Source organism: Bacillota bacterium, from assembly GCA_013314855.1.
Lineage (GTDB): Bacteria > Bacillota > Clostridia > Acetivibrionales > DUMC01 > Ch48.
In genome coordinates this window covers 1-24,248 of the sequence record JABUEW010000004.1, presented here as the reverse complement: position 1 = coordinate 24,248, position 24,248 = coordinate 1, and the positions used below count along the sequence as shown (strand labels likewise).

15 protein-coding genes and 1 riboswitch are annotated in these 24,248 nt (G+C 51.1%); of the genes, 2 read left to right on the top strand and 13 right to left on the bottom strand.

The genetic code is table 11. The annotated features are described in order from the left end of the window. Nucleotides 1-112: 112 nt before the first annotated feature. The 3 genes from HPY74_01265 to HPY74_01255 all read right to left on the bottom strand — a co-directional run bounded on the left by HPY74_01265 (nucleotide 113) and on the right by HPY74_01255 (nucleotide 2,461). Entirely contained in the window at nucleotides 113-1,312 is a 1,200-nt protein-coding gene (locus HPY74_01265) for an SH3 domain-containing protein (protein ID NSW89306.1), read from the bottom strand. A 308-nt stretch (nucleotides 1,313-1,620) separates the two neighbouring features. Beyond that, nucleotides 1,621-2,043: a DUF86 domain-containing protein gene (locus HPY74_01260; GenBank protein ID NSW89305.1), complete on the bottom strand. Its 423-nt coding sequence runs from the start codon at nucleotides 2,041-2,043 to the stop codon at nucleotides 1,621-1,623. A 1-nt stretch (nucleotide 2,044) separates the two neighbouring features. Further along, on the bottom strand, nucleotides 2,045-2,461 hold the full coding sequence (locus HPY74_01255) for a nucleotidyltransferase domain-containing protein (protein NSW89304.1): 417 nt from the start codon (nucleotides 2,459-2,461) through the stop codon (nucleotides 2,045-2,047). Between the two features lie 326 nt (nucleotides 2,462-2,787). Here HPY74_01255 and HPY74_01250 point away from each other — a divergent pair, with 326 nt between their 5' ends. Beyond that, the gene (locus tag HPY74_01250; GenBank protein ID NSW89303.1) at nucleotides 2,788-2,970 is read left to right on the top strand and encodes a type II toxin-antitoxin system HicA family toxin; all 183 of its coding nucleotides are present in this window, start codon (nucleotides 2,788-2,790) and stop codon (nucleotides 2,968-2,970) included. Nucleotides 2,971-3,047: 77 nt separating this feature from the next. Beyond that, nucleotides 3,048-3,464, top strand: a complete 417-nt coding sequence (locus HPY74_01245; GenBank protein ID NSW89302.1) for a type II toxin-antitoxin system HicB family antitoxin — start codon at nucleotides 3,048-3,050, stop codon at nucleotides 3,462-3,464. Nucleotides 3,465-3,643: 179 nt separating this feature from the next. Here HPY74_01245 and HPY74_01240 read toward each other — a convergent pair whose 3' ends face one another. The 10 genes from HPY74_01240 to HPY74_01195 all read right to left on the bottom strand — a co-directional run. Further along, complete coding sequence (locus tag HPY74_01240) at nucleotides 3,644-4,915, bottom strand: MFS transporter (protein ID NSW89301.1); 1,272 nt, start codon at nucleotides 4,913-4,915, stop codon at nucleotides 3,644-3,646. A 488-nt stretch (nucleotides 4,916-5,403) separates the two neighbouring features. After that, a complete protein-coding gene (locus HPY74_01235) occupies nucleotides 5,404-7,053 on the bottom strand; it encodes a recombinase family protein (GenBank protein ID NSW89300.1) in 1,650 nt (549 codons plus the stop codon). Further along, nucleotides 7,047-7,925 carry a recombinase family protein gene (locus HPY74_01230; GenBank protein NSW89299.1) on the bottom strand — a complete coding sequence of 293 codons (879 nt, stop codon included), beginning with the start codon at nucleotides 7,923-7,925 and terminating at the stop codon, nucleotides 7,047-7,049. Before HPY74_01230 ends, HPY74_01235 begins: the two co-directional genes overlap by 7 nt. 1 nt (nucleotide 7,926) lies before the next feature. Further along, entirely contained in the window at nucleotides 7,927-9,537 is a 1,611-nt protein-coding gene (locus tag HPY74_01225; GenBank protein ID NSW89298.1) for a recombinase family protein, read from the bottom strand. Nucleotides 9,538-9,594: 57 nt separating this feature from the next. After that, a complete protein-coding gene (locus tag HPY74_01220; GenBank protein NSW89297.1) occupies nucleotides 9,595-9,771 on the bottom strand; it encodes a hypothetical protein in 177 nt (58 codons plus the stop codon). 13 nt (nucleotides 9,772-9,784) lie between these two features. Continuing rightward, entirely contained in the window at nucleotides 9,785-10,174 is a 390-nt protein-coding gene (locus HPY74_01215; GenBank protein ID NSW89296.1) for a recombinase family protein, read from the bottom strand. Nucleotides 10,175-10,749: 575 nt separating this feature from the next. Then, nucleotides 10,750-11,166: a sigma-70 family RNA polymerase sigma factor gene (locus tag HPY74_01210; GenBank protein ID NSW89295.1), complete on the bottom strand. Its 417-nt coding sequence runs from the start codon at nucleotides 11,164-11,166 to the stop codon at nucleotides 10,750-10,752. A gap of 459 nt (nucleotides 11,167-11,625) precedes the next feature. Then, nucleotides 11,626-11,715, bottom strand: a riboswitch (cyclic di-GMP riboswitch). Between the two features lie 165 nt (nucleotides 11,716-11,880). After that, nucleotides 11,881-19,236, bottom strand: coding sequence for a cadherin-like beta sandwich domain-containing protein (locus HPY74_01205; protein ID NSW89294.1), 7,356 nt, complete (start codon nucleotides 19,234-19,236; stop codon nucleotides 11,881-11,883). A gap of 332 nt (nucleotides 19,237-19,568) precedes the next feature. Next, nucleotides 19,569-20,252 (bottom strand): response regulator, encoded by a 684-nt coding sequence (locus tag HPY74_01200; GenBank protein NSW89293.1) that lies wholly within the window; start codon nucleotides 20,250-20,252, stop codon nucleotides 19,569-19,571. 36 nt (nucleotides 20,253-20,288) lie between these two features. Continuing rightward, the coding region (locus HPY74_01195) for an InlB B-repeat-containing protein (GenBank protein NSW89292.1) at nucleotides 20,289-24,248 on the bottom strand (3,960 nt) is incomplete at its 5' end.

The following is a 24,248-nucleotide window of genomic DNA, read 5'->3' as shown; positions in this document are numbered from 1 at the left end:
TTTTTCTACCATAAAAACATAAAAAAAATACCCCTTTTCGGGGTATTTTTATCGTTAATGGTTAAATACTTACTTTTCTACTTCATTTTCCTTATTCTAGTGCTTTTGTCGCCTAATTTACTATCCTTCTTGCTGTCACAAGTCTCCCATTATAATAGCCGGAATTGAGCGGGTCTATCAATACCTTGCCCCTTCCGTTAGATGCGTGAATGAATTGGTTGTTGCCTATATATATGCCCACATGATCAATAACACTGTCGGAATCAGTATTAAAGAAAACCAAATCCCCAGGTTTCAACTGTGCTCTGGTAACTTTAGTGCCCTGTTTTGCCTGATCTGCAGCAACACGATTCAAACTTATTCCAAACTGCCTGAAGACGTACTGTACAAGGCCAGAACAATCAAAACCGTTAGGGCTTGTCCCTCCCCATACATACCTAACACCGAGGAATTTCTTTGCATAATTTACAATCTGCTGTCCCAGGGAACTGGAACTCTCTCCACCGGTTGCTCCACCTCTGGAGGCAAGACTGCTTCTCGGTAACAAGGACTTTCTTGTAGTTACCAGTTCTCCAAATATCCAGGCAAAACTTCCATCTTCTAATTTTATCTTATACCACTCGCCATACCAAGAATAAATATTGACCTTACTGCCGCTCTTTAGCTGGGTAACAACACCGGAGGTTAAACTTGGGCCGCTCCTGACATTGGCAACACTGACATTGACGACCCCTTCATCAATAGGCTCATTTTTAAATGATATGTACTCACCAGACACCCAACCATTTATGTTTCCATAATTTACCTTATACCAGCAGAATGCGTCTTTGGTATTATCTTCTTCTAGGATTTTGACTTCCATACCATTGTTCAGTTGAGCTATTACCTTTGTAGAAGTCCCGGCTCCTTCCCTTACATTAAGGACAGTAGCCGTTACCACCCCGGTTTTCTTATCTTCTTCCCCAGTAGAACCTGTAGGTTTTGGAGATTCACCGGAAGATGACGTTGAGGCTTCTTTTACCGTAACGTAATCTCCATATACCCACCCTGTCAGATTGTTAAATGTAATATTATACCAGTCACCAGAATTATCATTGATTTTCACTTCAGTATCTTTTAAAAGCTGACCTACAATTGTGGCTGATGTACTGGGATTTTGCCTTACATTAAGGTACTCGACATTAACTATTCCTTCTTTCAGGGTATCTGCATATATAATGGGAGAATAAAGGATAAAAAGTAGAACGACTGTAAAAACACTTAAAGGCATTTTTACTTTGGTAAATTTGTTGGTCTTGCTTAATTTGTACATTTTGTTTTTGTCCTCCTATTTAAGCTTCCGGAGTTAGCTGACGGGTTCGGTAATAGGCACCCTACCATTCCTGAAAGTCCACGTGTAAACCACGATATGTACCGGAACAGATTAACCCCTCAAATAAGGTTCCTCCGTACCTCTTTCTTCAAAGAGGATTCAGCTTTTTTCTATAAGTTTTGCCTTATTTATAAGCCTTGTACCACTTTATGAATATTATACATCCTTATCTATTGTTTGTCAATGATGCCCAATATTTTCCAGGATTGAAAGATTTCCGAAAAGATCAAAGGCTGGCTGCTTCTTTATTAATCAATAAATCTGCTCTTTATACTTTTTGCAAATCTTATGAGATCCGGAACATTCTTTTTTAATATAGCATATACAATTTCAGGCTGGATTCTAAGGTAATCATGTACAATGACATTTCTAAATTGAGCCATCTTTTTTAACTGTACACTTAATTCTTCTGAAATCATGCCCTGTTCTTTTAAAATTTCAAAACTATCTTTATTATCTCTGGGTTCTCTATAACCTTCATATGAAATTATATGATTTGTTATATCTAAACAGGCCTCCACTGCCATATGTAACGTACGTTCTACATATCTTCTAATTACTTTATCGGTTGAAAAAACATCCCAATTTATTTCATTTTTCACTTCCAATAAATCATTTATGTACTCTTCCAATGCTACCAAACGTCGCTGAACTACGTTTACATCCACCATATTACTCCATTTCCTCCAATCTCTTCATGGCACATTCATGGTAGAGCTTATAAAAGTATTGTCTATCGAAAAAATTCCTTCGCTGTGCAACTTCAAACTTAACTCTTCTATTTACTTCCATGTCAACAATCAATATTTTCTCCTCCATAATTTTATGAACAAAAAACAGGTCAGCGCTTTCCAAGTCTATTACATCTACTTTTGTATGAAATATACTTTCAAGTTCGGAAGCAATCCTCAATTTTTCATCAAATCTTTCAACCATATCCATACCTTCGGAGAATAATACCGCAATGTCAATGTCGCTATCTTTTCTGTTCTTGTTTTTTGCAACTGAACCAAATAAATACACAGCACTAATGTTTTTCGTACTATTAAAGTAATCTTTTATTTTCGCTACAATCATTTCTTTATCCATATTAGATTGCTTTCCTCTCCATGCTCTATTTCCAATTTAATTATATAGTATTTTCAATAATATTACAACCAGGTCCTTGCGGCGGGGCGCATTTTTTGCACATGACCCATATAATGAGCGAAATAGTGCGAAAGACTTGTAGAGCCTGTTAATCCGACGAGGAGTGAGTTTGATTTGCCCCGAAGTGAATTTACAGGCTCTTTAAGACCTGTGGCATCTTTCCGGAATATAATGGGTCATAGAAAGAAAATGTACCTGGGCCAATTTAATACGTATTGACACTGTACGTATCAAAAGATATAATATTAATGCAAGGGGTGTTGTGCATGACATTTCGAGAATTGGAGAAAATAGTAACAGCCGACGGCTGGGTGCGAAAGTCGAGTGTCGGATCTCACATTCATTACAAGCATCCAACAAAGCCCGGTAAGGTTACTATACCTAACCATCGCGGCGATATAAAACCGGCGGTTGTTAACTCTGTTCTCAAGCAGGCAGGGTTGAAGTAATAGCCCCTTGCCCTGCCTGTCAATTATAATCTGGCGAGCCTTATGGAAAGGCTTGTAAAGAAAGAAAGGTGGTTGCTATGTTATCCGTTTATCCAGCCTGCTTCTACAAAGAGAAGTCCGGTGGCTACTCGGTCATATTTCCCGATCTTGGACACTTGGCAACCGACGGGGAAACGTTAGAACAGGCGATGGAAATGGCTATCGACTGCTTGGCTGGGTACCTCTATACGGCGAAGAAGGAAGGCGAAGAAGTCCCTGCTCCTTCTGAGCTTAACAATATAGATCCGGCAGCCGAATATGATGATTATGTTGAGGCTTTTGTAAGCCTTGTCTCGGTCGATGTCGATGAATATGCACGGACACATTTCGAACGATCAGTCAAAAAGACGGTGACGATACCGAGTTGGCTCAATGACCGTGCGGTTCAGCAAGGTATCAACTTTTCTCAGGTACTCAGAGAAGGCCTGATCGAACGACTACACACTTACCGGTAAATAATAATCAAACTAGAGGCAAGCTTCAAAGCTTGCCCTCTTGTTCTTTGGTCATAATACTTTTCGTTCTTTGGTCATACTTTCACGTATCGATAAGGGCACTGATCAACTTCATTGATAACGTCTTTTACTTGGAAAATAGTCCTCTATTGCAAATCGATTATTTAAGACGTGCTTACTTATATTTCGAGAGCATTTTTTTCAGCCACCACCGTCTTGCTTGGCCTCAGCCTCCATGCAAGAGTCATACCGACAAGCGTCAATATGATAGATATGAAGAATAGCACAGCAAAGCCAAACATTTCTAATATGTAACCGGCAACGTAGCTGGCAAATGAGGCTGGAAGCGTAATAACACATGATAATACCAGGCAGGAGGGACGTGATTCAGGACTGACTACCTGTACTGTGTATATATAATAACATGACCATACACCACTACTTATACCGGCTAAAAACAAAACCGGGAGCATAATAATCATTGGATTTAGAGCTTCTAAAACAAAAGCAAGCAGGGATAGAAAAGCTATCAGCAGTATATTTGCACCTGCCAGTTTGATGCCGTTGTGCGCCCCTATACGGTCGCATATCTGGCCCCACATCCAACCTCCAATCGGTGCACCTAAGGTCTGAGCGAGAATGAGCAATGCGATCATGTTCTGTGGCATTTTAAGTTGATCACTGGCAAATAGTATTGTGAACGGAGTGCACATAGCAGCTGTTAGAAACATGAATTGTATCCCCATCATGCGTGCGTAATCCTTTTCACTTTTTAAGCATTTAGGCAGCCCTTTATAATAACCAATTATATCAATCTTACCAGTTTTGTGAGGATGAGGTGCGTTTTTTACAAAAGCCATCGTTACACAGGAAAGGACGGAAAATATCCCTCCGATTAGAAAAATCCAACCGAACGCAAGTTTTATATCAAACTGAGGATTTGCAAGGAGTATATTTATGAGAGCACCGTTTCCTATGCCCGCTAGACCTCCTAATAACATCTGCCAGCCCAGGAGCCTCCCTTGCCTTTGCTCATCCACAGTATTGGCAAGCACCTCAGACCAAGGGGGGACTACTGCGCCATCACAAAGCCAGAAAATCGCATATGCTGCTATCAATGCGATAACAGATGCCTTAGTTAGCCCAATGAAAATAAAAAGTGCGGGCAGCAATAGTATAGGACGAGTCATAAACATTAGGGTTGTAGAAAACTTTGCATGGTTCTTTATGTGTGGTATAAATGGTCCTATAAGCAGACGACCCAGATACATAAAAAACGAGCCTAATGTAATGGTAAGTCCAACAAGCTGCTTACTGTTAGTCATGGTATTAATAAATACTGGTATGATTGTGCTTGAGCTAAAGAAGCTTATTGCTGCCATAACAAAAGTGCCTTCCAAAGCAAGCAGCCAGAAGTTGTTTTTATATAATGTTGACTTCGATTGTATCATATAAAGGTCTCCATTCTGTTAACGTTAAATAATGTCACGCAAGGCAGTTGTTTATACATCTTGCAGATTATACTATCTGCAATTTTAAATCCCATCCTATTCACGTCGTTGAACTACCTGATTCAACAACAAGGGAATATATCTGTCTCACCATAATACAAAAACTGCCACGTCATCTTCTTCTACAATGACACGACAGTTTTCGACATTTTATTTTTGGAAAGTTAGGTAAAAAAAGATGTCACTATATTATTGATAAAAACATCAAATGGTTGGTATGGATCTTCGTTTTGCTATTTCATTATATACTCGGACAAATTGAACAAGTAATTGACAATCCAATCTATTCTACATAAATAGTTCCGGAGCACTCAACTTAACAAAGCAGAAAAACTTGTATCATTCATATTCAGCTTATTTCAATGGAAATAACGGAGCTGCTTTGCTCCGCTAAGATGGTTTTGTTATTCACTCCACATCGGGATATCCTATATTGTGAGCGGTTGTTCCATCGTAATGCCGCCTTTGAAAATAAAGAGCAGCTTATCTTCATTCACCACCTTGATGGTGTCGATAAACTGCCGCACAATGTTGTTGCTGTATTCCGTTATTTCAAAGGGGGCGTCTTCCAGCGCCTTGCAGATGTCATCCATCTGCCTGGCGAGTTCATCCGGACCGTTTTGCTCCGCCTGGTATTGCTCCAGTGTTTTCTGCAGGGATTTGATTTCCTCCGAAATTTCTCTGAACTTGTCCTCGTAGCTTTCGGCGTTTCCCGCCTTTGCCGCGACCGCCACCAACTCCATCATGCTGTCCTGCAGCTCGCGGATGCGGTTTTCGATTGCGTATGGATTGGTCGCGCCGCTGCTTTTTTCAGAAAGCGTGATTTTCAGATTGGTTTTAAGGATACCGATGAGCCGTTCCCGATTGCTCATCATGGCGTTGATGGCTTTCAGCACCGCTGCCTGAAGCCTTTCTTCATCGACGGTGGGGGAGCTTTTGCAGTATTTCGTGCCGTAGTCCAACCGGCTGATGCACCGCCACACGATCTTTTTCTTGCCCCGCTTTGACCAGGTCACCCGCTTGTAGGGAGTACCGCAGTTGCCGCAGATAAGAAGCTCGGTCAGGGCGTACCTTCCGCTGTATTTGGACTGTCCGGTTTTGCTGGTCTTGTCGGATACCTTCCGCTTTCCGGCACGGCGGGCGATTTCCGCTTGCACTTTCTCAAAAAGCGTACGGTCGATGATCGCCTCATGGTGGTTTTGAACCAGGTATTTGGGTAGCTCGCCGTTATTTTTCCTCGTTTTCTTGCTGATGCAGTTTTCCACGAAGGTCTTTTGCAGGAGGGCGTCGCCGCAGTATTTCTCGTTCCGGAGCATGTACTGCAGGGCGCCGACGGACCATTGGGGCTTTCCTCCCGCCGCGGCGATGCCTTCCGCTTCCAGCATCCGCTTGATATCAGGCACGCTGCTTCCGGCAAGATAGCTTTGAAATATCCGCCGCACTACAGCCGCCTGTTCGGGGACCACCCTGGGCTTATCATTCTCGCCCCTTTCGTATCCGTAGATTCTTGAATACTGGAAGGATACCTTTCCGCTTTTGAAGCTCTGGCGCTTGCCCCAGCGGACGTTCTGGCTGATGGACTCGCTCTGCGCCTGGGCGAAGCCTGCCAGCATGGTGATAATAATTTCGGTGTCCGCTTTCATGGTGTTGATGTTTTCGTTTTCAAAAATGACCGCTATCCCCAGCTCCTTGAGTTCCCGGATGTAGTTCAGGCAGTCTACCGTGTTTCTCGCAAACCGGCTGATAGACTTGGTCAGTATGATATCAATCTTGCCCTTCCTGCACAGACGGATCATTCTCAGAAAGTTGGTGCGCTTTTTTACCGATGTCCCCGTGATGCCTTCGTCTGCGAATATGCCTGCCAGCGTCCATTCTGGGTTGCTCATGATCTTGTCGGTATAGTAAGCCACCTGCGCCTCGTAGCTGGTGAGCTGTTCCTCCTGGTCGGTGGAGACCCTGCAGTATGCGGCGGCGCGAAGCTGCCGGGGGAATGTCCTGTTTTGGGCTACGAGGGGATTGGCGGGGATGATGATAATTTGCTTTTCTTGCGGTTGTAAATCGCTTTGTGCCATCAGCATGGCATTGCTCTCCTTTCCGGCCTGTTTTCAAGGCTCTGTCCGTTTTTTAACTTCAGGGAGACCGTTCCGTCCGGCTGGACGACGACCGCGTCCACGGCGCATTCGAACAGCTCCGCATCAAACTGTGTCAGGAGTTTACGGCTTTCAAAGGCCGCTTTGATTTCCCGCGCCTTTTGCGGCAGGAGACCTTCCGGGCAGCTCTCGTATTGGGCGGCGGCGCGGGCTATGATCAGGATTCTGGCGTATTCCTCGTCGCAGTCCGTCTTGTCCAGTTCCCGGTTGATCTCGTTGGTCAGCCTTGTGATTTCGAGGTCATGGCATCGGCTTTCAATGGCCGGGATTTCGATGCGCTGCGGATTTTCAACGGCAAGGTTCAGCAGGGAGATGATCTGCCCGGTCAGCAGGGTGTCGGTGATTTTTGTCGTGCGGCGGCACCCGGTATTTTTGCATTTCCATTTCTCCCCGGTCCGGTTGTCCAGAATCCTTTCATAAGGGCTTCCGCATTCTCTGCAAAATACTTTCCTTTTCAGGGCTGTAATCTCCAGAGCCGTATGTATATCCTTGCGGGTATATTTTGCCTGCTGGAGCAGGGCGGACTGTCTGAACTCGTCCTCCGTGACCAGTTTGGGATATCCGTCCTGTCCGGTATATTTCCGGTTTTGCAGGATGCGTCCCACCATATTCTTGTTCCAGCGGGAGGAGCCTTCGCTATAGGGCTGCCCCGCTTTTTCCAGCATGGCGGCGATCCGGCCGTAGGACTCGCCGGATATGTATTGCCGGAAGATCAGCCGCACCATTTCCGCTTCCCTGTCATGAGGTACGATGACTCCTTCAGAAAGCCGGTATCCGAATGGGATGTATCGGTTTTTCATGCTACCGCACCGTCCTTTCTATGGGTTCGGCAAGCTCCAGACCGTTTATCAGCTTGAATTTCAGCCGTTCGCCGGACTCGGCGGTAACCAGCTCCACTATGCTGTCAAAGAGCGTTTCGTCAAAACCGCTCAGATGCTCCGGTCCGTCCTCCAGGATTTCGATCAGGCTCCTGGTTTCGGTGATGGCGCTGTCGTCCTCATCCTTTTCCATCAGCTTGTTTTTCTCTGCTTTTAAGGCGCGGATTTTTCTGCTCAGCTCGTCGGTTTGGGATATAAAAAGAGCGGAATCGATGATGCCTTTGGACTTCAGTCCGTTCAGCACATGATTCCGCTCAGTGAGTTCCGCGATCTGCCGGTTCAGCTCGACCACCTGCAGATTGCTTAAGTTTCGGTGTCGCTTGAGCGCCTGCAGTTGGTCCAACATGGGGGATAAAATTTTATCATAGTTCAGCTTTAGCTTGTGGTACAGCCGGAGGAATGCTCCGTAGATCTCCGGCTCCGGAATTTGGGTTACAGTGCAGTTAGATTTGCCTTTATTGTGGTTGTGGCATACCCAGTAGGTTTTTCCGTTGCAGGTTTTCCTTTTGAAAAGCGACCCGCACTCTCCGCATCGAATCCTTTTGCTCAGCGGATACATCGAGCGTTTCGACATGGTAGGGATATTCCTGCTTTGGTTCAACTCCTGCGCCCTTTCGAAAATATCGCGGGAGATAATTGCGGGATGCGAGTATTTGACATAGTATTTGTCCTTCTCGCCTTTGTTGCGCTTTTTCTGGAACGGCAGGACGGCGGTGGTGTACCGTTTTTGCAGCAGGGCGTCGCCTGCATACCGTTCATTTTTCAGGAGATAGTCTATCGTACTGTAGTGCCACCTGTCTTTTCCGTCCCTTGTGGGGACGCCCTGCGCAGTCAGTTCATCTGCGATTTCGTCCTTGCTTTTTCCGTTCAGATAGCTGTTGAAAACATAGCGAACGATTTCAGCTTCCTGCTCATGGATTTGCAGGGTTCCGCTCTGCAGCCGGTATCCGAGGGGCGCTTTGCAGGTAATGAATTTGCCGTTTTTCATGCGGTGCTGATAGCTCCACCGCATGTTTCCCGATATGGACATGGACTCCTGCTGGGCGTTGCCGGAGAAAAAGGTCAGCAGCATCTCGTTGCTGATTTCTCCGGTATCGATGTGTTCCTTTTCAAAATAAATGGTCACGCCAAGGGATTTGAGTTCCCGGATGGTTTCCAGACACTCCCTTGTGTTCCGGGAAAACCGCGAGATGGATTTGGTCAGGATTCGGTCGATTTTCCCTTTGCGGCAGTCGCGGAGAAGGCGCTGAAAATCCTCCCGCTTATCCATCCGCAGTCCTGTGACGCCCTCGTCGGCATAAATGTCGACGAGTTCCCAATTCTCGTTTTCCCGGATCAGCGTGGTGTAATGGCTCACCTGCGCCGCGAAGGAGTTCAGCTGGTCGTCGGAGTCGCTGCTGACACGGGCGTATGCCGCGATGCGCAGCTTGTCTTTTTGGGCCTGAACGGTCGGATTGATTACAATAACCCTGGGAGCTTCCGGTTGAAGTTCTCCCGCCAGTGCTCCGCCAACAGTATTTTGGATTGTTTTCACGGCTTTTCGCCTCCTTTCTTGTCAACAACATACACTACCACACAACCGGCGTCATAGCTATACCCAATAGCGGTAAACAATGAAGATGGAGGCTCCCAATTGTTCGGCAATACGCGAGGCGGTTTTTCTGCCGTCCTCGGCGGTGATCTTACCGGTGGAAACCAGCCAGTTCAAAGCATTGAGAATTCCGATATAGTCGGCGTTGGCGCTGATTCTTTCGGCAGATTCGTTCATACCAGCTTCCTCCTTATTCCATTCTCATGGCGGCAAGGCCGCCATACGTTTCCTCAAGCCGCGTCAGCTTGATTTCACCCTCCAGCGGGGAATAGAGTCCGATTCCAAGCTGGTTCAATCCCCGGATGAAATCCATTGTTTTTACGGTATCCCTGCCCAGGCGGGAGAGATTTACAATAAGCAGCACATCCATCTTGCCTTCAGCCGCAGCCTCGATTACCTCGGCAAGGCCGTTTCTGGCAAAATTCAGGCCGCTGCCGGTGTCCTGGGAGACTCCGACCACTTCAAACCCCATCTGCTCGGCGTAGTCCTCGAGTTCTTTCTGCTGCCCTTTGAGGCGGCCATGCTCGTCCTCCGGAGCGTCGATGCGGCAGTAAAGCCATGCTCGTTTCTTTTCATCCATATTTTTCATGCCTCCCGTTAATATATGGTTTGATCCTACAAGGATGCGGCGGGGCGTGGCCGTCCCGCCGCATAGTTTCTAAGATCAAAGCGTTTTCGCTTGTTCTTCATTTCAGGTCTGAATAAACGGCTTCAGACGATGTGCTTAATTCGACACTGCTCCCCAAGCACCAATGGCAGCGGCGCAAACTATCCGTGGTCAGCGGATATCACAGGAATTCCACCTCCCCGAGAGCCTCCGGGCCGCACTCTGGGACCTAACCTCGACTATGCGGGAGTATCATTATAGGCCGTTCAGGTCAACGCGATACAGTCCACCACAGACTGTTTTATGTCCAGGCATTTCTCGCTCGTCGCCTTTGATGCCATCGTTTTTACGGATCGCCTTGACTGATCCGCAGGCAGTCTTCGCGTGCCTGCCAATGTCGCTTTCCGTTTCCGGCTGAACGGCTAACGTATTTGAGCCGCTGGATATGGACGGCTTAAAGCCAGCTTTTTTCAAAGAGCAATGGGGGAATAAAAAAACCCCCTCACTTCTTTAAGGAAAAAAATGAGGGGGTTGAGCGGATTTATTTTTTATTTTTCCAAAAGTTTTTTCAGCTTCAGGAGAATCCTGCGCTTTCTATCGTTGATAGTTCTTTGCGGCGTCCCCGTTTCCGCCGACAACTGGCGCTCGCTTTTCCCCTGGAAAAACAGCGCGTAAATCAGCAGCCGTTCCTGCTCGGAAAGCGTTTCCAGGCACAGCGCCAGCTTTTTAAGCATTTCCTTCTTGATGACGCCCTCCTCTATGGATTCTTCCGCGCGGGATAACAGGTAATCCACCTGAATGCCTTTTTCCTCGCATTCCTCAAAGGATATGTTGTGCTTGCCGGCGAGCTTGTCCAGATACGCTTCGCGCTCCTTCTGCCGGTAGTAGGCCTTATATACCTCTTTGCCCACGGCGACGCGCTTTTTGTTAACCAGCAATGTATACTTGCTCTCCTGTTCTTCCATGAGCTTGTCCTCCATTTCGAGATTTTTTAATCCGGAAAATGAAGAACAAGCGGAGGGGAGCGGCACCTTGCCGATTGGGCAAGGCGTCTATTTGTTGTTTTCAGTCGAAAATATAAGATTTTTGTCAAAAAGAAAACCGCAATCTGCGAGTTGCAGACTGCGGTTTTCCGATCAATATGAGCTGGACTGCCAAATGAAAAATCTAATGAACGCACATAAAGCCATAAGGCTGGAAGGTGCATATTCCAACCGAGGGAGATAATTCTTGCGCTGCAGATGCCTTGATAGCACGCAAATTCAGTTACTCCAACCTCTCAATAGATTTTTTCATGTGTCAGCCCTCCCGATGCTTTTAAACAGTGCCAAGATTCACATGAGTGTCGTATTTTGCCGAAAATTATCCGCCTTGGCAAACAAAAAACCCGCCGCTAAAAAGGGCAGGTTTAATTACACAGTCTTTGCGGCAACCAGGCTGTCATAGCGCTTTTTAGCACCTTAGACCCTATGGCTTTGCGTCCCGGCCTTTAGGCAGGTTTGCCCTTGTCACGGATATTATGTTGATGTTAACGAAGAAGTTCCAGCTTATAGGTGAGCCTGGACCGCTTGGAACAAAAGCATTTCTTTTAGAAAAAGGCGGAGATAATGCTTGAGGCCGCAGTCCTTTTTTACCGCGGCCTCAAGGTATTAGCTTATTTCCATTGGTGAAGCTTATCTTTAGTATTTATTGTAGATCCGGTACAGGAACACGGCTGCTTCCGCCCTTGTGGCATTTGCGCGGGGGTTCAGCCTGTCCCCGGAGCCCTTGATCAGGCCTTCTTTAACCAGTGTGGCCAGGCTATTGGCCGCATAGCCGGCGATGTCTCCCTTGTCGCTGTATTTATCCAGCAGACCGTTGGCGTCCACAGCCTTCAATCCCCTGAATTTCTCCAGTGCCCTGGCTGTCAGCACCATCATGTCCTGACGGGAGATGCTTTCCTTAGGATTGAACCGGTTGTTCCCGTTGCCCGCGGCAATGCCAAGCTTTTTAGCGATCCCCACGGCTTCATAATAGTAGGCGCCCGGCTCCACATCGTCAAAGTTGCCGTCGAATTCCGCCGTCAGTCCCAGGGTCTTGATCAGCAGCACCAGGTAATCGGCCTTGGTGATATTGGCAGCGGGGGAGAAGGTATCCTTTCCTGTTCCTTTGATGATTCCCTTGGAGGCCATAACCTCAACGGGTTTTCTGGCCCATTCCGCGCCGCCTAAGTCGCCGAATGTCTTGTGCACGTATGCCACGGCGTAGTGGCTGAAATGGGTGGTGGTGAAGGTCACGGTGCCGGTGGCCGGGTCGTAGCGCCCGTTGGGCACCGAGACCACGTTGCCGCTGCCGTCGATGTACCAGACCACAATATGCTCGGGATCGGCCAGCTCCGCCGCCGTCGGCGTATAGGGAATGCTTACCGTCACCGGAGCGTCCGGGTTGTTCCAAGCCTTTTGCTCGCCATCAACTGTAAGGCCCAGCTGTATCACCGGTTTATCGCCTACGGCGTTTCTAACCTCCTCCGGGAGAGTTGACTTATCAACATTTTTAATTGTCAAGCCTACATCACCCTGATTTTCAAATCCTGTACCAGCAAGCATGTTGCCCGGAAGTGTAACTGTGCCTGCATCAGTTTTGATTTCAATGTTTATATCAGCATGCGGATTGGAAAGGGCCGATGCCGGAAATTCCACATTGTAGCTTCCCGTAGCCGACTTGGACAGTTCAACTTCCAATGTCTTTTTCCCGTCATCACCTGTCAGTGCGCCTTCCAGGGCCATATTCAGAGTATCGGCATCAAGCTCTGTTTTTACGGTACCCGTAGCTGCATCCACACTTGCGGCGGTCTTCAACCCGCCAACAGTTGCTGCCGGAGGTTGCGCAGGCTGGGGTTGAAGGGTTGGGGTTCCGCCACTGCCTTTGTCATCATCCCTATCTCCACTTGGCGCTGCCGCCCTGTTCACAGTGACTGTATATGTCCTGGCGGTTACACCGTCCTGTGCCGTAACCACAATAACAATCGTGTTGCTACCGACTTTAAGTGCTATGGGTTCGGAGGGCCGACCGCTTTCAACATCCTTTCCGTTCACCTGCACCCTGGCATTTGCGTCCGCTGTAACAGGGGTAACCGTTGTGCTTGTTACTCCATTGGCTACGCTTAGTGTATAGCTTACCGTATCCGGCGCGAAGCTCAAGCTCCCGGCGCTCAATGTCAGCCCGCTTAGGCTTGCATTGGAGGATAGCGGTGGCTCTGCCACAGTAAAGTGTATGGTGTAGGTCAGCACAGTGCCGTCCTCGGCAGTGACCTCCACCATAGCTGCTCCGGGCAGGGATGCGGCCTGAGTGATGCGCACGTTTGCCCTGGAGTCATTCGGCGTTGCGCTGACGAAGGCTGCCGGACTGCCGGGCTGAGTGCCGTATGGCAGCTGGACAGTGTATTCATACTGTTTGTATACAAAGCCCGCAACGGTTTCTCCGCCCACTTTCAGATCGCTTAAAGCAGCGTCACCGGACGGCACGTAGCTGCTGACAGCGTTAACTGTCAGTACTGCGCTGTCTCCCGCATCAAACGAGATTTCAAAGTCTATGGAATTCCCTTCGGTCAGATTTAGTCCGGAGAGGTAGGTTTCCTTTATGGTCAGGATGTTCCCGCTAACGTTATAATCCGCAGGCGATGTCAAATAAACTGAGCCATAGACCACATCAGTGACGGTAGCTGCGCTGCCCCAGGATATGGTCGTGCTTACGTCGCCGGGGCTATCCAGATCGAAAGTCACTGTCGTCGGGCTGATGGTTGCGCTGATGATTTGCGGTGTCGTATCGAGTATATTGATAGCCAGCGTCGCCGCATTGCCCCTGTCGAATTCCACCGTCAGCACAAGGCCGCCTGTGGGCTGAGTTGCCAGGTACTCCTTCTTTATAGTCAGGATATTTCCGTTTACAGCATAGTTTTCCATTCCAATGGAGGCTCCGGCCTTCTTAACATCGGTAACGGCTGTGGCGCTATTCCAGGTGATGGTGGTTTCCACATCCGCCTGGTTGGCGATATTTTTGTCAAAATCCGCAGCATCCGAAGAAATAACGGCATTTTCTACTGTCTGGCCTATAACGGTCACATTGAAGGTTTTAATAACCGCGTTGCCCCTCGAATCCTCCGCCATACAGGTTACCCTGGTAGTTCCCACCGGGAATACGGAGCCCGGCGTCCTTGAATACATGACCTCAACCGGACCGTCCACCAGGTCTGTGGCCGTAGCGGAGAAATTAACCGCCGCGCCGCCGGAACCGGCCGCGTCGACTTCTACATCCCCCACGGGCCCAAAGGACGGCGGAGTGGTGTCCTGCACCTTGACAGTAAAGCCGGCTGTGGCGGTGTTGCCCGCCTGGTCCTGGGCGGTGACGGTTACGGCGGTGTCACCCAGCGGGAATACGGACCCCGGTTCTTTGCTGTAGGTCACAGGCACTTCGCCGTCCACGGCGTCGATGGCCCTGGCATTGAAGTTGACGACCGCCCCGGCGGAAGAAGTCGCCTCAACCGTGATGTTCCCCGGAACTCCGATGGAAGGCGGCACGGTGTCGGGCGGCGCCGCGCGGTTTACCGTGACGGTATAGGTCTTGGTGTTTTTGCCGTTCGGCGCGGTGACTGCAACCTCAACTTTATTCGCTCCCGCGCTGAGGGGCACTTCCCGCCATTCGCAGTACTGTACTGGATATGGATAGTTGACATCATCGTATTGATATTCCGCTGTAGCCCCGTTGATGGTCAGAGATGCTCCGGGGTACATGGGTTTGGCGCGAAGGTAGATTTTATCCACCTCGCTGCCCACATTGACGGTGTAGGCTAGGTTGAAAATGTAGTAATCTGGATTCAAGCCTCCTATGCTGTCCTTGTCTATGCTTACCTGCAGTCCGCTGTTAGGGTCCAACCAGGCGTTCGCAGAAGGGGAGCGCTGGATGGTAATGTTGTAGACCTTGCTCACCTGTCCGTTCGGAGAGGTAACGGAAAACTGCACAGGGATAGGGTCAAATGTATATATGTTTTCCACATGGATCTCATATAATAATGGATTTACGAAGCCGCCCTCACCGTGAACCGAGTATTTCCTCGTGACATATTGTGTAGGCACCTGGAATGTCGAACCATTTGACGCGCATGCAAGCCTAATTTCAACCTCACTCGGCCACCCCGGGTACGTGGTTGAATTGGCGTCTTCGTCCGGCTGATACGGGATGGTGAGGACATAACTTGTAATTTGCGGATCGAAAGCACGGTCAAAACTTCCGCAGTTAGCAGAAATGCTGGTAAGATCGGCAATCATTTCCGGAGGTGTTGGCCGCGTAACGTAAAGATTATATGTCGAGGTATTGCCGTTTGCGGCAACGACGGTTATTGGAATAGTGTTCATTCCGAATCCAAGGGAAACGGTTACGCCCGGAACACTGTGGTCGACAAAGACAGTCGAACCGGCATAGTCAATCATATGACTTACGAAAGTGTAAGCAGGGTTGTTACCTGTATATTTGGGCGTTGCATATACCTTAATCCGATCTACGTAGGAAGGCACCTCCGCATGGAACCCGTCCGTGCCGGATGACGGCACGACTGTTTGATCGTTGCCGGATTGGTCTTTGTATACAAACCTGATACTCTCCAGGCGATCTTCATAGTTTGATGAATTAAATCTGATTACATAATCGGTCCGCTTTAGGTCGGCTAATGTTCTGACTGTGATGGGAATCGACACCTGCTGGTCTTCGCGGATTTGCCCAAGATTTGCCGTCCACCCATCTTCTTTGGTGACCACTGTATTTCCTATATAGACTTTTACGTTCTCGCTTATGGGCTCTGCGGTTATATAGACGTTGGAGTCATTGTTTAAATCTAAACCATGGCCTAAGCTAGAGGGAGTTAGTTCCATGTTTTGAGCGCCTGCCCCATCGCCTATCCTGACCGCCAGCCTTTTGAGCGGCACATTTGTCCGGAAGACCTTGAGGCTATAAGTTTCCCTGGTTGTACCGTCCTGGGCGGTGACGACAATCTCGAAGCTGTTCTCTCCCGGCTGGATATCAACAGTTTTGCGAATGCCGTAGAGCTGGGACTGCAGTTCTTCACGCTGATTTCCGTCCACCTTGTACAGGGTCGCCGTCGCGTGGGGCTCGTTAACATCGGCGTAGATAGCAATACTGGCGACATCTTCATCGACACTCACGGTATAGGATCTCGTGTATATGTCAAAGGCCGGATCCAGTGTGCCCTGGTTAACGCTCAGATAGGCAAGCGTGGCGTCGCTGGACGGAGCCCGGTTCACTTTGACCGTGTAGGTGTTGGTGTCCATGTAGTCGCCGACCTCAAAGGTAATGATGTTTTCTCCCACATTGAGGGGGGCTTTGAAAGTTTGCCCGCTGGACCATGGCACGCCGTTCACTTTGAGGGTGGCTTTGATGTTGTCCAGTACCGGAACGAACTCAATATCGGTGCGATATAAAGGTACGTTGATAACATAATTGTTCTGGTCAGGACTAAACTGGTCAGGCCTAAAGTATACGGAATCGTTCGGCGAACTCAGGGACCTGAGCTTGATGGAAGGACCCTGCAGCACCGACAGTTGGTATTCCTTCATCGTCCCGTCTTCCGCCCATACGGTGATCGGTACCAACATGTTGTATCCGTTGAGGTCTTCCGTGTACCGATTCGTATCCAGGCTCCAAAATCTCACTTTTGCGCCTGGGTTCTGGGGTTTTGCCTCAACGGTGACAAGATTGGTGTTGTAGGGAACATACGCGGTGTAGCTGGTATCAGTGTCGTTCAGCTCCGGTATCAGGTTGCGCTGCTGCCCGCCGACTGTTACGGTCAGCTCGCCCAGGTTGGCGTTGGACGAACTTTTTACGGTATAGAGATCATCAATGGGACCGTGATGCTCCTCCAGGAGCAGCTTGAGCAGGCTGGTATCCACGCTGGCGCCGCCTTGAACCCCCAGCTCCACGCCCTCGCCCAGGTTGACGCCGCCGCTGGCGCCCACCGAGATGTCAATGCCCGCCTGCGCCAGGCCCGTCACGTCGTCAAACTGCAGCTCGCCCAGGGAGGTCACGAAGAAGATCATTTCGGGGTTGGCTTCCATGTACACGGAGGCCCCGCCGTCCACCGTCACCATCGCTTCGGCTCCCAGGTCGGCGCTGGCGCCAATACCGAGGTCAAGGCCGAACATGGACCCGCTGATGCTCTTGATGAAATCAAGCAGGTGTTCCGTGCCGCCTTGGATGTAATTTTCGATGTTCCGCAACGGTTCCAGGCTGCCTTCCCTGGCGGCTTGAAGCATGGCGCGGCTTAGTCCCCTGAGGTATTCGATACTGGTTTTGGACGCCTCGACCAGCGGTTTGGCCGAAAGCTCCGCGGTAAGCTGGACATAGAGGGGCGTGCAGATGTCGAGTCTCAGCACCGTTCCCTCCGCAAGGTTGTCAACCACTTCGTCCAGCCTGTCAAGCTGGTCCGGCACATCCCGGTCCACATTGCCGCTCAGCATGTTGCCCAGGAAAAGGGCCAGGCCTTCGACAGTATCGCTGATGAATTCTCCGTTGGCAGCCGCCACCAAAGCCTCTCCCCCGGGAATTGAAGCATCGGCGGCAAAGAGGTTGAAGGAGCTTTCAGTGCCGCCGTCGCCGCCGCCAGAGGTGCTGCCTTCTCCCGCCAGGTCAAGGGATAAGGAAATGCCGACGCTGGTTTGGGCAACGGCCCCTACAGTATCATTGACTATATTTTCAAATACCGGTTTTGCGCCGTTTTCCCAGGAATTCTGGAGCCTCGCGGTCACTTCATTCAGGGTTTCGCTGCTGAGATCGCCGCTTAACACACAGGAGGCAATCCGGTGGATATCGTTGGTCATCAGCTCCGCATTTTCCAGTAAACCTTCCAAAGCGTCGAGCCCGATGTTTGCCGCCGCGTCCAGGGGCAATTCCAGATACAGCCCGCCGGAAGCGCTGATGCCCGGCCAGACGGAATCCGCCACTCCCAGCCCCACCAGCCCGGCGATATCCACGCCCAGGGTAACCGAACCGATGGCCCCGGGGTTTTCAGCGGAGCAGGCTTTCAACTGGCCAATGGCCGCCTTGATGACCCTGGCCGCCGCCTCGGGGCCGAGTTCACCCTTTTCCGTCTCGGCGATCAGGGCCTTATTCATGGTGATCATGGTCCGGTTGGCGACCTTCTGCGCCTCCTGGGGCGATACGCCCACCGAGAAGCTGGCTTTGGCCTCGCCCTCGATGGAGACCTCCGCGTCCGCCGTCCCCTTTAGGCTTACTTCAAAGTTGAGGTTTACCTGGGTGTCGGTCATGCCGCCGATTTCAACCTTAATGTACTGCTCATCCCTAGACCCCCAGGGGATATAGCCGCGCGCATATACCGTGGGCATATCCATCCCTAAAGGAAGCCGGGCATGGACATAGTCACGCCCATTGGGGGTTATGTCATAGAAAGCAGTGGTTATGTGCCCGGGGTTCTCAAAATGAGGCGCGTTCCCCCCGCCCAGAGGGTCGTCGTTGGCGATGCCGAAAATGGCCTGGCTGCGGCCGGGGCCGTCCACCCATATGCACAGTGAAAGGTAATCCCCCTGCTTCTTCGCCCAGGCTTTCGCTCCTATGTCGCTGCCCAAGTCTCCCGGCATGGGCACGGCAACATCAATGTCGAAGTCAATGGGTACGGCGCCCAGAATTTCAGTGACAACGTTTCCGGTTTCCGCAATTTCCCGCAGCACCGGCATGATCACGGAGAGCTGCGCTGCCGCATCTTCCGCTTTTGCCTTGGTGTCGTCCATGACCATTTCCGGTACTTTCTCCAACACCGGCAAAGTGCCGTTCACGGCGTCTTCCAGAGTCTCGGCCACATCGTCCGCCAAATCCTTCATGCCCGTTTGTTCAAGAGCTTCGTTGACCAGATCCTCTACTGACGGAAGCGCGTATGCCTTGGCAGGCATAACTGGATTCACCGTCAGCAACAGGACAAGAAATAGGACAAGAAAAGAACTGGTCCTTCTTTTCCTGTGTCGTCTGCAATTCATATATTATTCCTCCCTTCTTAATTTGCAAAGGCAATCGTCACAATGCCTTTTTCAAACAATTCATTTTGCGTCCGGAATATTATAGCAGGTCAACCTTTAGGCTCTATCCCTTTTTACCTTTAGGGAAGGTAGATTTTTTCAGGAGACAGGGATCAGGAGTCGGAAGTCAGGAGTCAGACCCCCACGCCGCCAAAGCGGCACCAGCAGCGGGAGGAAAATGGCGACGATCTATTTTCAGGGCAGAATAATAGAGTGTTTTTCTAATGATATATATCGAATATAGAATTCCGACTCCTAAATTCTGAATTCTGACTACTGAATTCTGGCCTCTGCTACTGTGCCAGTTCTTTTTGAATTTTTACAAGTTCCCGGCGGATCTTTTCCGCCAGCTCATCGGCCCCCTCGAGGGCGCCGGCGACGGCCTTTTCCTCCATCTCCCCGCATAGGGCGGCGAAGGAGGCGGCTCCAACAAACTGCCCGCTTGATTTCATCCCGTGGGAGAGCAGCCGGGCACGGGGGGCGTCTTTTTCCTTCAGGGCGGCTTCCAGCGCGGCAAGCTTTTCCGGCATATCCCGCAGGAAGGCGGCCAGCACCCGGGACAAAAGCGCCGGGTCCGCGCCCACCGTTTGCAGCAGCTCCGCCTTTTTCCCCTCCGGCACAAAGGAGGGGAGAATAACCCGGCTTGCGGCGGTTTCGGCGAAAGCGCCCCCCAAAACCTGCCGCCCGTTTTTCACGGCGCCCGGCAGCCAGCGCACCAGCGTCCCGGACAGGGCGTCCAGCAGGACGGGCTTTTTTATGTAATCGTCCATGCCGGCGGCAAGGCTCATTTCCTTTTCCTCAGGGGTATCGCCGGCGGTGACGGCGATAATGGGGGTATGCCTGTTTTTCCCGGCCTCCAGCCTGCGGATGGCTGCCGCGGCCTCATGTTGATAAAGCTCTGTTTCAGGCCGTTCCTTAACCTTATCCTCAGTATTTGCCTTTGCCGCAGATCCGGCATATGAGTGCCGGATCTGCATATTGCCAAGCTTTAGTTCCTTGCTGCATGTGTCCTTTTATTTTGAGAGCAAGTTATACAGTACCTGGGCCATCTGCGCCCTGGTGGTGGTGTCCTGAGGCAAAAGTTTGCCGCCGCTGCCGACGATGGTGCCGGTTTCCACCAGCAGCTTCATAGCCTCTTTCGCCCAGGGGGCGATTTCGCCTGTGTCACTGAAATCGGAAAGCCTTTTGCCGGAATCGCCTTCAGGCAGCCGTCCTATTACCTTCAGCGCGTTGTACAGCAAAGTGAACATCTCCTGGCGGGTGATTTCCTTTTCGGGTGCGAACACGTTGCCGCCCACGCCCGCGGATATTTTAAGCCTCCTGGCCGCGGCCAGGTAGCCGGTATACCAGGTATTGCCCGCGTCCGCGAAATTGTCCTGCGGGTTTGCATCGGGGGCGATGCCGTACGCCTTCAGCAGCATGACGATGAACTGCCCCCTGGTCAGCTTCGCATCCGGGCTGAAATTGCCGCCTCCCGTGCCGGTGGTGATCTCCCTGGCGGAGATGAAGGAAACCGCTTTTGAGTACCACGCGCCTTTTGCCACGTCCTTGAAGCTCACCTGCTTGTAGACTACGGCGTAATAGCCGAAATGGGTGGTGGTTAAGGTCACGGTTCCGGTGGCCGGGTCGTAGCGCCCGTTGGGCACCGAAACCACGCTGCCGCTGCCGTCGATGTACCAGACCACGATATGCTCGGGGTTTTCCAGCTCCGCCGCCGTCGGCGTATAGGGGATGCTTACCGTCACCGGCGCGCTTGGGTTGTTCCATTCGGTCTGCTTGCCGTCCAGGGTCAGGGTGAGCTGGACAATAGGCCGGTCGCCGACGGCTGCTTTTACTTCCTCCGGCAGGCCGGACTTGTCACCCTGGCCGATGGTGATACCTGCGCTCGATTCTTCCGTTCCCGGAATTCCCGCCAGCATGCCGGACGGGAGGGTGACGCTGCCCGCGCCGGTGGAGAAGGTCAGTACGCCTTCCCCTTGTGATCCTGACAGGGAAGCGGCGGGTATTCCTACGGTATAGGAGTTCACGCCGGGAATGGAGGGTACTGTGAGGACTGCCGTCCCCGCGCCGGCAAAGATATCTTTGGCCAGTGTACCAAGGTCTGTTGCCGCACTGTCCGTATTTGTATTGACACTGACGGGCAGGCTGGTTTCTGTTGTGCTGATGCCTGAAACCTCAGCTTTGTATGTTGGCGTGGCAGGAGTGCCGGTGCTACTGCTGCTGCCTCCGCCGTTATATGTCCATCTGGCATAGAGGGTTATATTCGCCGTTACCGTGTCAGTACCGAAGTTCCAGGCGTTAACGCAGGACGCTTCCTTATACCAGCCGCCGAAGGTATAGCCCGACCGTGTCGGCACGGACGGCGCGGTTATGATGGAGCCCGGCGCAACGCCGGTAATGCTTGCTACTGAGCTGCCGCCCTGGGAATCAAAGGAAACGGTGCAGGTTACAGCGGCACTGGCCGTCAGGGTTACAGTATAGGTGACGGTGGAATCCGTTTTCCCGTCATTGGCTGTGAATATAAGGATGGTTGTGCCTACAGCATTTGGCGTGTAGGAGTAATTTTCGTCTGCAGCAGCATACGCGGCGCCGTTCACCGATACCTTGTAGGTCAGGTCGTCGCCGTCGGCATCCTCGAATATGGTTGACAGATCAAGGGTGTAGACGTTGTTCACGGTCACGACGGCCGTCGCTGTTGCCGGTACGCCGGATTTGCGCTTCGGCGCGGTGTTCACGGGCGGCGCGGCCGCGGTGGTTACTGATGTCATGGTGTAAGCGGTTTTGTTCCCGGCTTCGTCCATAACGATGACGTTAAAGTAGTAGGTGGTATTGCTATTCAAGCCGGTAATTTCTTTTGTGCCGATATCTGTTGCGTAATCTCCTGCTGCTGTGCCGTTATATACCGCGTCTGTTACTGATGCTATATTGTCTGAATCCGAATAATAGACCCGATACCGCAGAGCGCCCTGGGGGCTCACATCGTCCGTCGCCTTGCTCCAGCTCAAGGTGACTCCGTTGTGGGTGAGGCCGCCGGCAGTGATGGTTCCGTCCGCCACGGCCGGCGGAGTGGTGTCAGGCTGGGCCGGCGCTGCATCTGTCGATACGGTCAGCCCCGCGCTCTCGGACGATGCCTTGTGGGTGGCGGTTTCTTTGACCCTGGCGGTAAAGGTGTATGAGGTTTCCGGTGATAGACCCGTGAATATATTGCTGTCCTGCCACAGGCCTCCGTTTACCCTGAATTCGTAGGCTGCGTTGGCTTCCAGGGTGACGCTGTTGTGGGTTTTGCTTGCCAGCGAAGGTGCTCCCGGGGCCGCCGGCCCGTCGGCTTTGTCCACAACAGCCGTCGGAGCACTGGTGACGCTGCTCGTAGCGTGGATGCCATCGGCGGTGACAGTCACGGTGATGGTCTGGCCGATGTCGGCCTGCGCCAATGTGTAGGTTGAGGCTGTGGCCCCCGGGATATCCGCTCCGCCGCGTTTCCACTGGTAGGTTGGCACGTCATCGCTGGTGTCCGGGGTATAGGTGATGCCTGATGTATCCGCTGTCAGTGTTTCGCCGTATTTGGCATTGCCGCTGATGGTTACACTGCCGCCCATGACCGGCAGCGGCGCCGCCGTGACGGTGATGGTTGCCTCGCCGTACACCCCGGAGCCGTCGTTGGCCGTCGCCCTTACCGTCACCGTGCCTTCTCCGGTGCCCGTGAGCAATCCGGTGGAAGCGTTTATGCCGGCTGTGCCCGTTCCGGAATACACGCTCCAGGTCACGCTCTTATCCGTGGCATCAGAAGGCAATACTTCCGCTGTCATTTGCAGGGTACCGCCGTTCACTACTGTTGTCGCGTCGCCTGCCCCTCTTACGGTGATGGAGGTTACCAGGGTGGGCGGCGCCGCCGTTACCGAAACCGGTACGGTTACATCTGCTGTATCCGTCCCGTCGTAGACCGTGACCACAACCGATGTGTCGCCCGCCGCCACGCCGGTGAGGGTAACAGTGCCGCTATTAAGGCTTGCCGTTGCCTTTGCTGTGTCCGGGCCTGTCACAATGGCCGTGATGGTCAGCGGATCGCTGTCCGCATCCTCCGCAATTTCGGCAGCGGTGAATGTGGCTGTATCGCCTGCGGTCACATTTTGAGTCGGTACCGGACTTTTCGCCGTGGGCGGGTTATTTACAGGAGGCGCCGCATTCACCGTCAGGGTGGCGGCGTCGCTGGTCTCGCTGCCTGCCGCATTGCTCACATAGCAGGTATAGCTGCCTGCGTCGTAAGCTTGTGCACTGTTAATGGTCAATGTGGATGTGGCAGCTCCGCTGATATTACCTTCGTCGATCAAACTATTGCCATTCTTCTTCCATTGGTAACTTAAAGGTGCATCTCCTGCCGCTGTTACAGTGAAGGTGACTGTCTGTCCCGCAGTTACTGTCTGACTGACCGGCTGTGCTGTTATGGACGGCGGTGTAAATTCGTATTCGTTTATTTCAAAGATAGCTGTTACTGTAATGTTACCTGTGACATCCTTATCTGTCCTGGTAGCGGTGGTTAAGCCGTCACTCCACTTGACAAAGTGGTAGCCTTCATCCGGCACGGCAGTTACAGCAGTTCCGTTACTTCCATGGCTTACAGTCTGGGTTGCACTTCCTTCAATGCTTCCGTGTTCTCCTGCTGTATAGGTCAGTGTGTATTCATTTATCGTAAAAATTGCAGTCACCGTCAGGTCGGAAGTTATATTACTAAAGTCAGCATCCCAGCCTGTGAAGTGATATCCTTCTCTTGCCGGTTCTGACGGTGCTGTCGCTGAGTCGCCATGCTCTACTGCCTCTGTCTTAAGTTCACTTCCGTCCCAGTTCCTGAAGGTTACTGTGTAAGTGTTGATTGCAAACTCGGCAGTTACTGTAATGTTACCTGTTACATTCTCATCCGTCCTGGTTGCAGTGGTTAAGCCGTCACTCCACTTGACAAAGTGGTAGCCTTCATCCGG

Bases quoted from the DNA above. Each gene is read 5' to 3' on its own strand.
- HPY74_01265 (NSW89306.1), bottom strand. From the start codon at position 1,312: ATGTACAAATTAAGCAAGACCAACAAATTTACCAAAGTAAAAATGCCT.
- HPY74_01260 (NSW89305.1), bottom strand. From the start codon at position 2,043: ATGGTGGATGTAAACGTAGTTCAGCGACGTTTGGTAGCATTGGAAGAG.
- HPY74_01255 (NSW89304.1), bottom strand. From the start codon at position 2,461: ATGGATAAAGAAATGATTGTAGCGAAAATAAAAGATTACTTTAATAGT.
- HPY74_01250 (NSW89303.1), top strand. From the start codon at position 2,788: ATGACATTTCGAGAATTGGAGAAAATAGTAACAGCCGACGGCTGGGTG.
- HPY74_01245 (NSW89302.1), top strand. From the start codon at position 3,048: ATGTTATCCGTTTATCCAGCCTGCTTCTACAAAGAGAAGTCCGGTGGC.
- HPY74_01240 (NSW89301.1), bottom strand. From the start codon at position 4,915: ATGATACAATCGAAGTCAACATTATATAAAAACAACTTCTGGCTGCTT.
- HPY74_01235 (NSW89300.1), bottom strand. From the start codon at position 7,053: ATGCTGATGGCACAAAGCGATTTACAACCGCAAGAAAAGCAAATTATC.
- HPY74_01230 (NSW89299.1), bottom strand. From the start codon at position 7,925: ATGAAAAACCGATACATCCCATTCGGATACCGGCTTTCTGAAGGAGTC.
- HPY74_01220 (NSW89297.1), bottom strand. From the start codon at position 9,771: ATGAACGAATCTGCCGAAAGAATCAGCGCCAACGCCGACTATATCGGA.
- HPY74_01215 (NSW89296.1), bottom strand. From the start codon at position 10,174: ATGGATGAAAAGAAACGAGCATGGCTTTACTGCCGCATCGACGCTCCG.
- HPY74_01210 (NSW89295.1), bottom strand. From the start codon at position 11,166: ATGGAAGAACAGGAGAGCAAGTATACATTGCTGGTTAACAAAAAGCGC.
- HPY74_01205 (NSW89294.1), bottom strand. From the start codon at position 19,236: ATGAATTGCAGACGACACAGGAAAAGAAGGACCAGTTCTTTTCTTGTC.
- HPY74_01200 (NSW89293.1), bottom strand. From the start codon at position 20,252: ATGCAGATCCGGCACTCATATGCCGGATCTGCGGCAAAGGCAAATACT.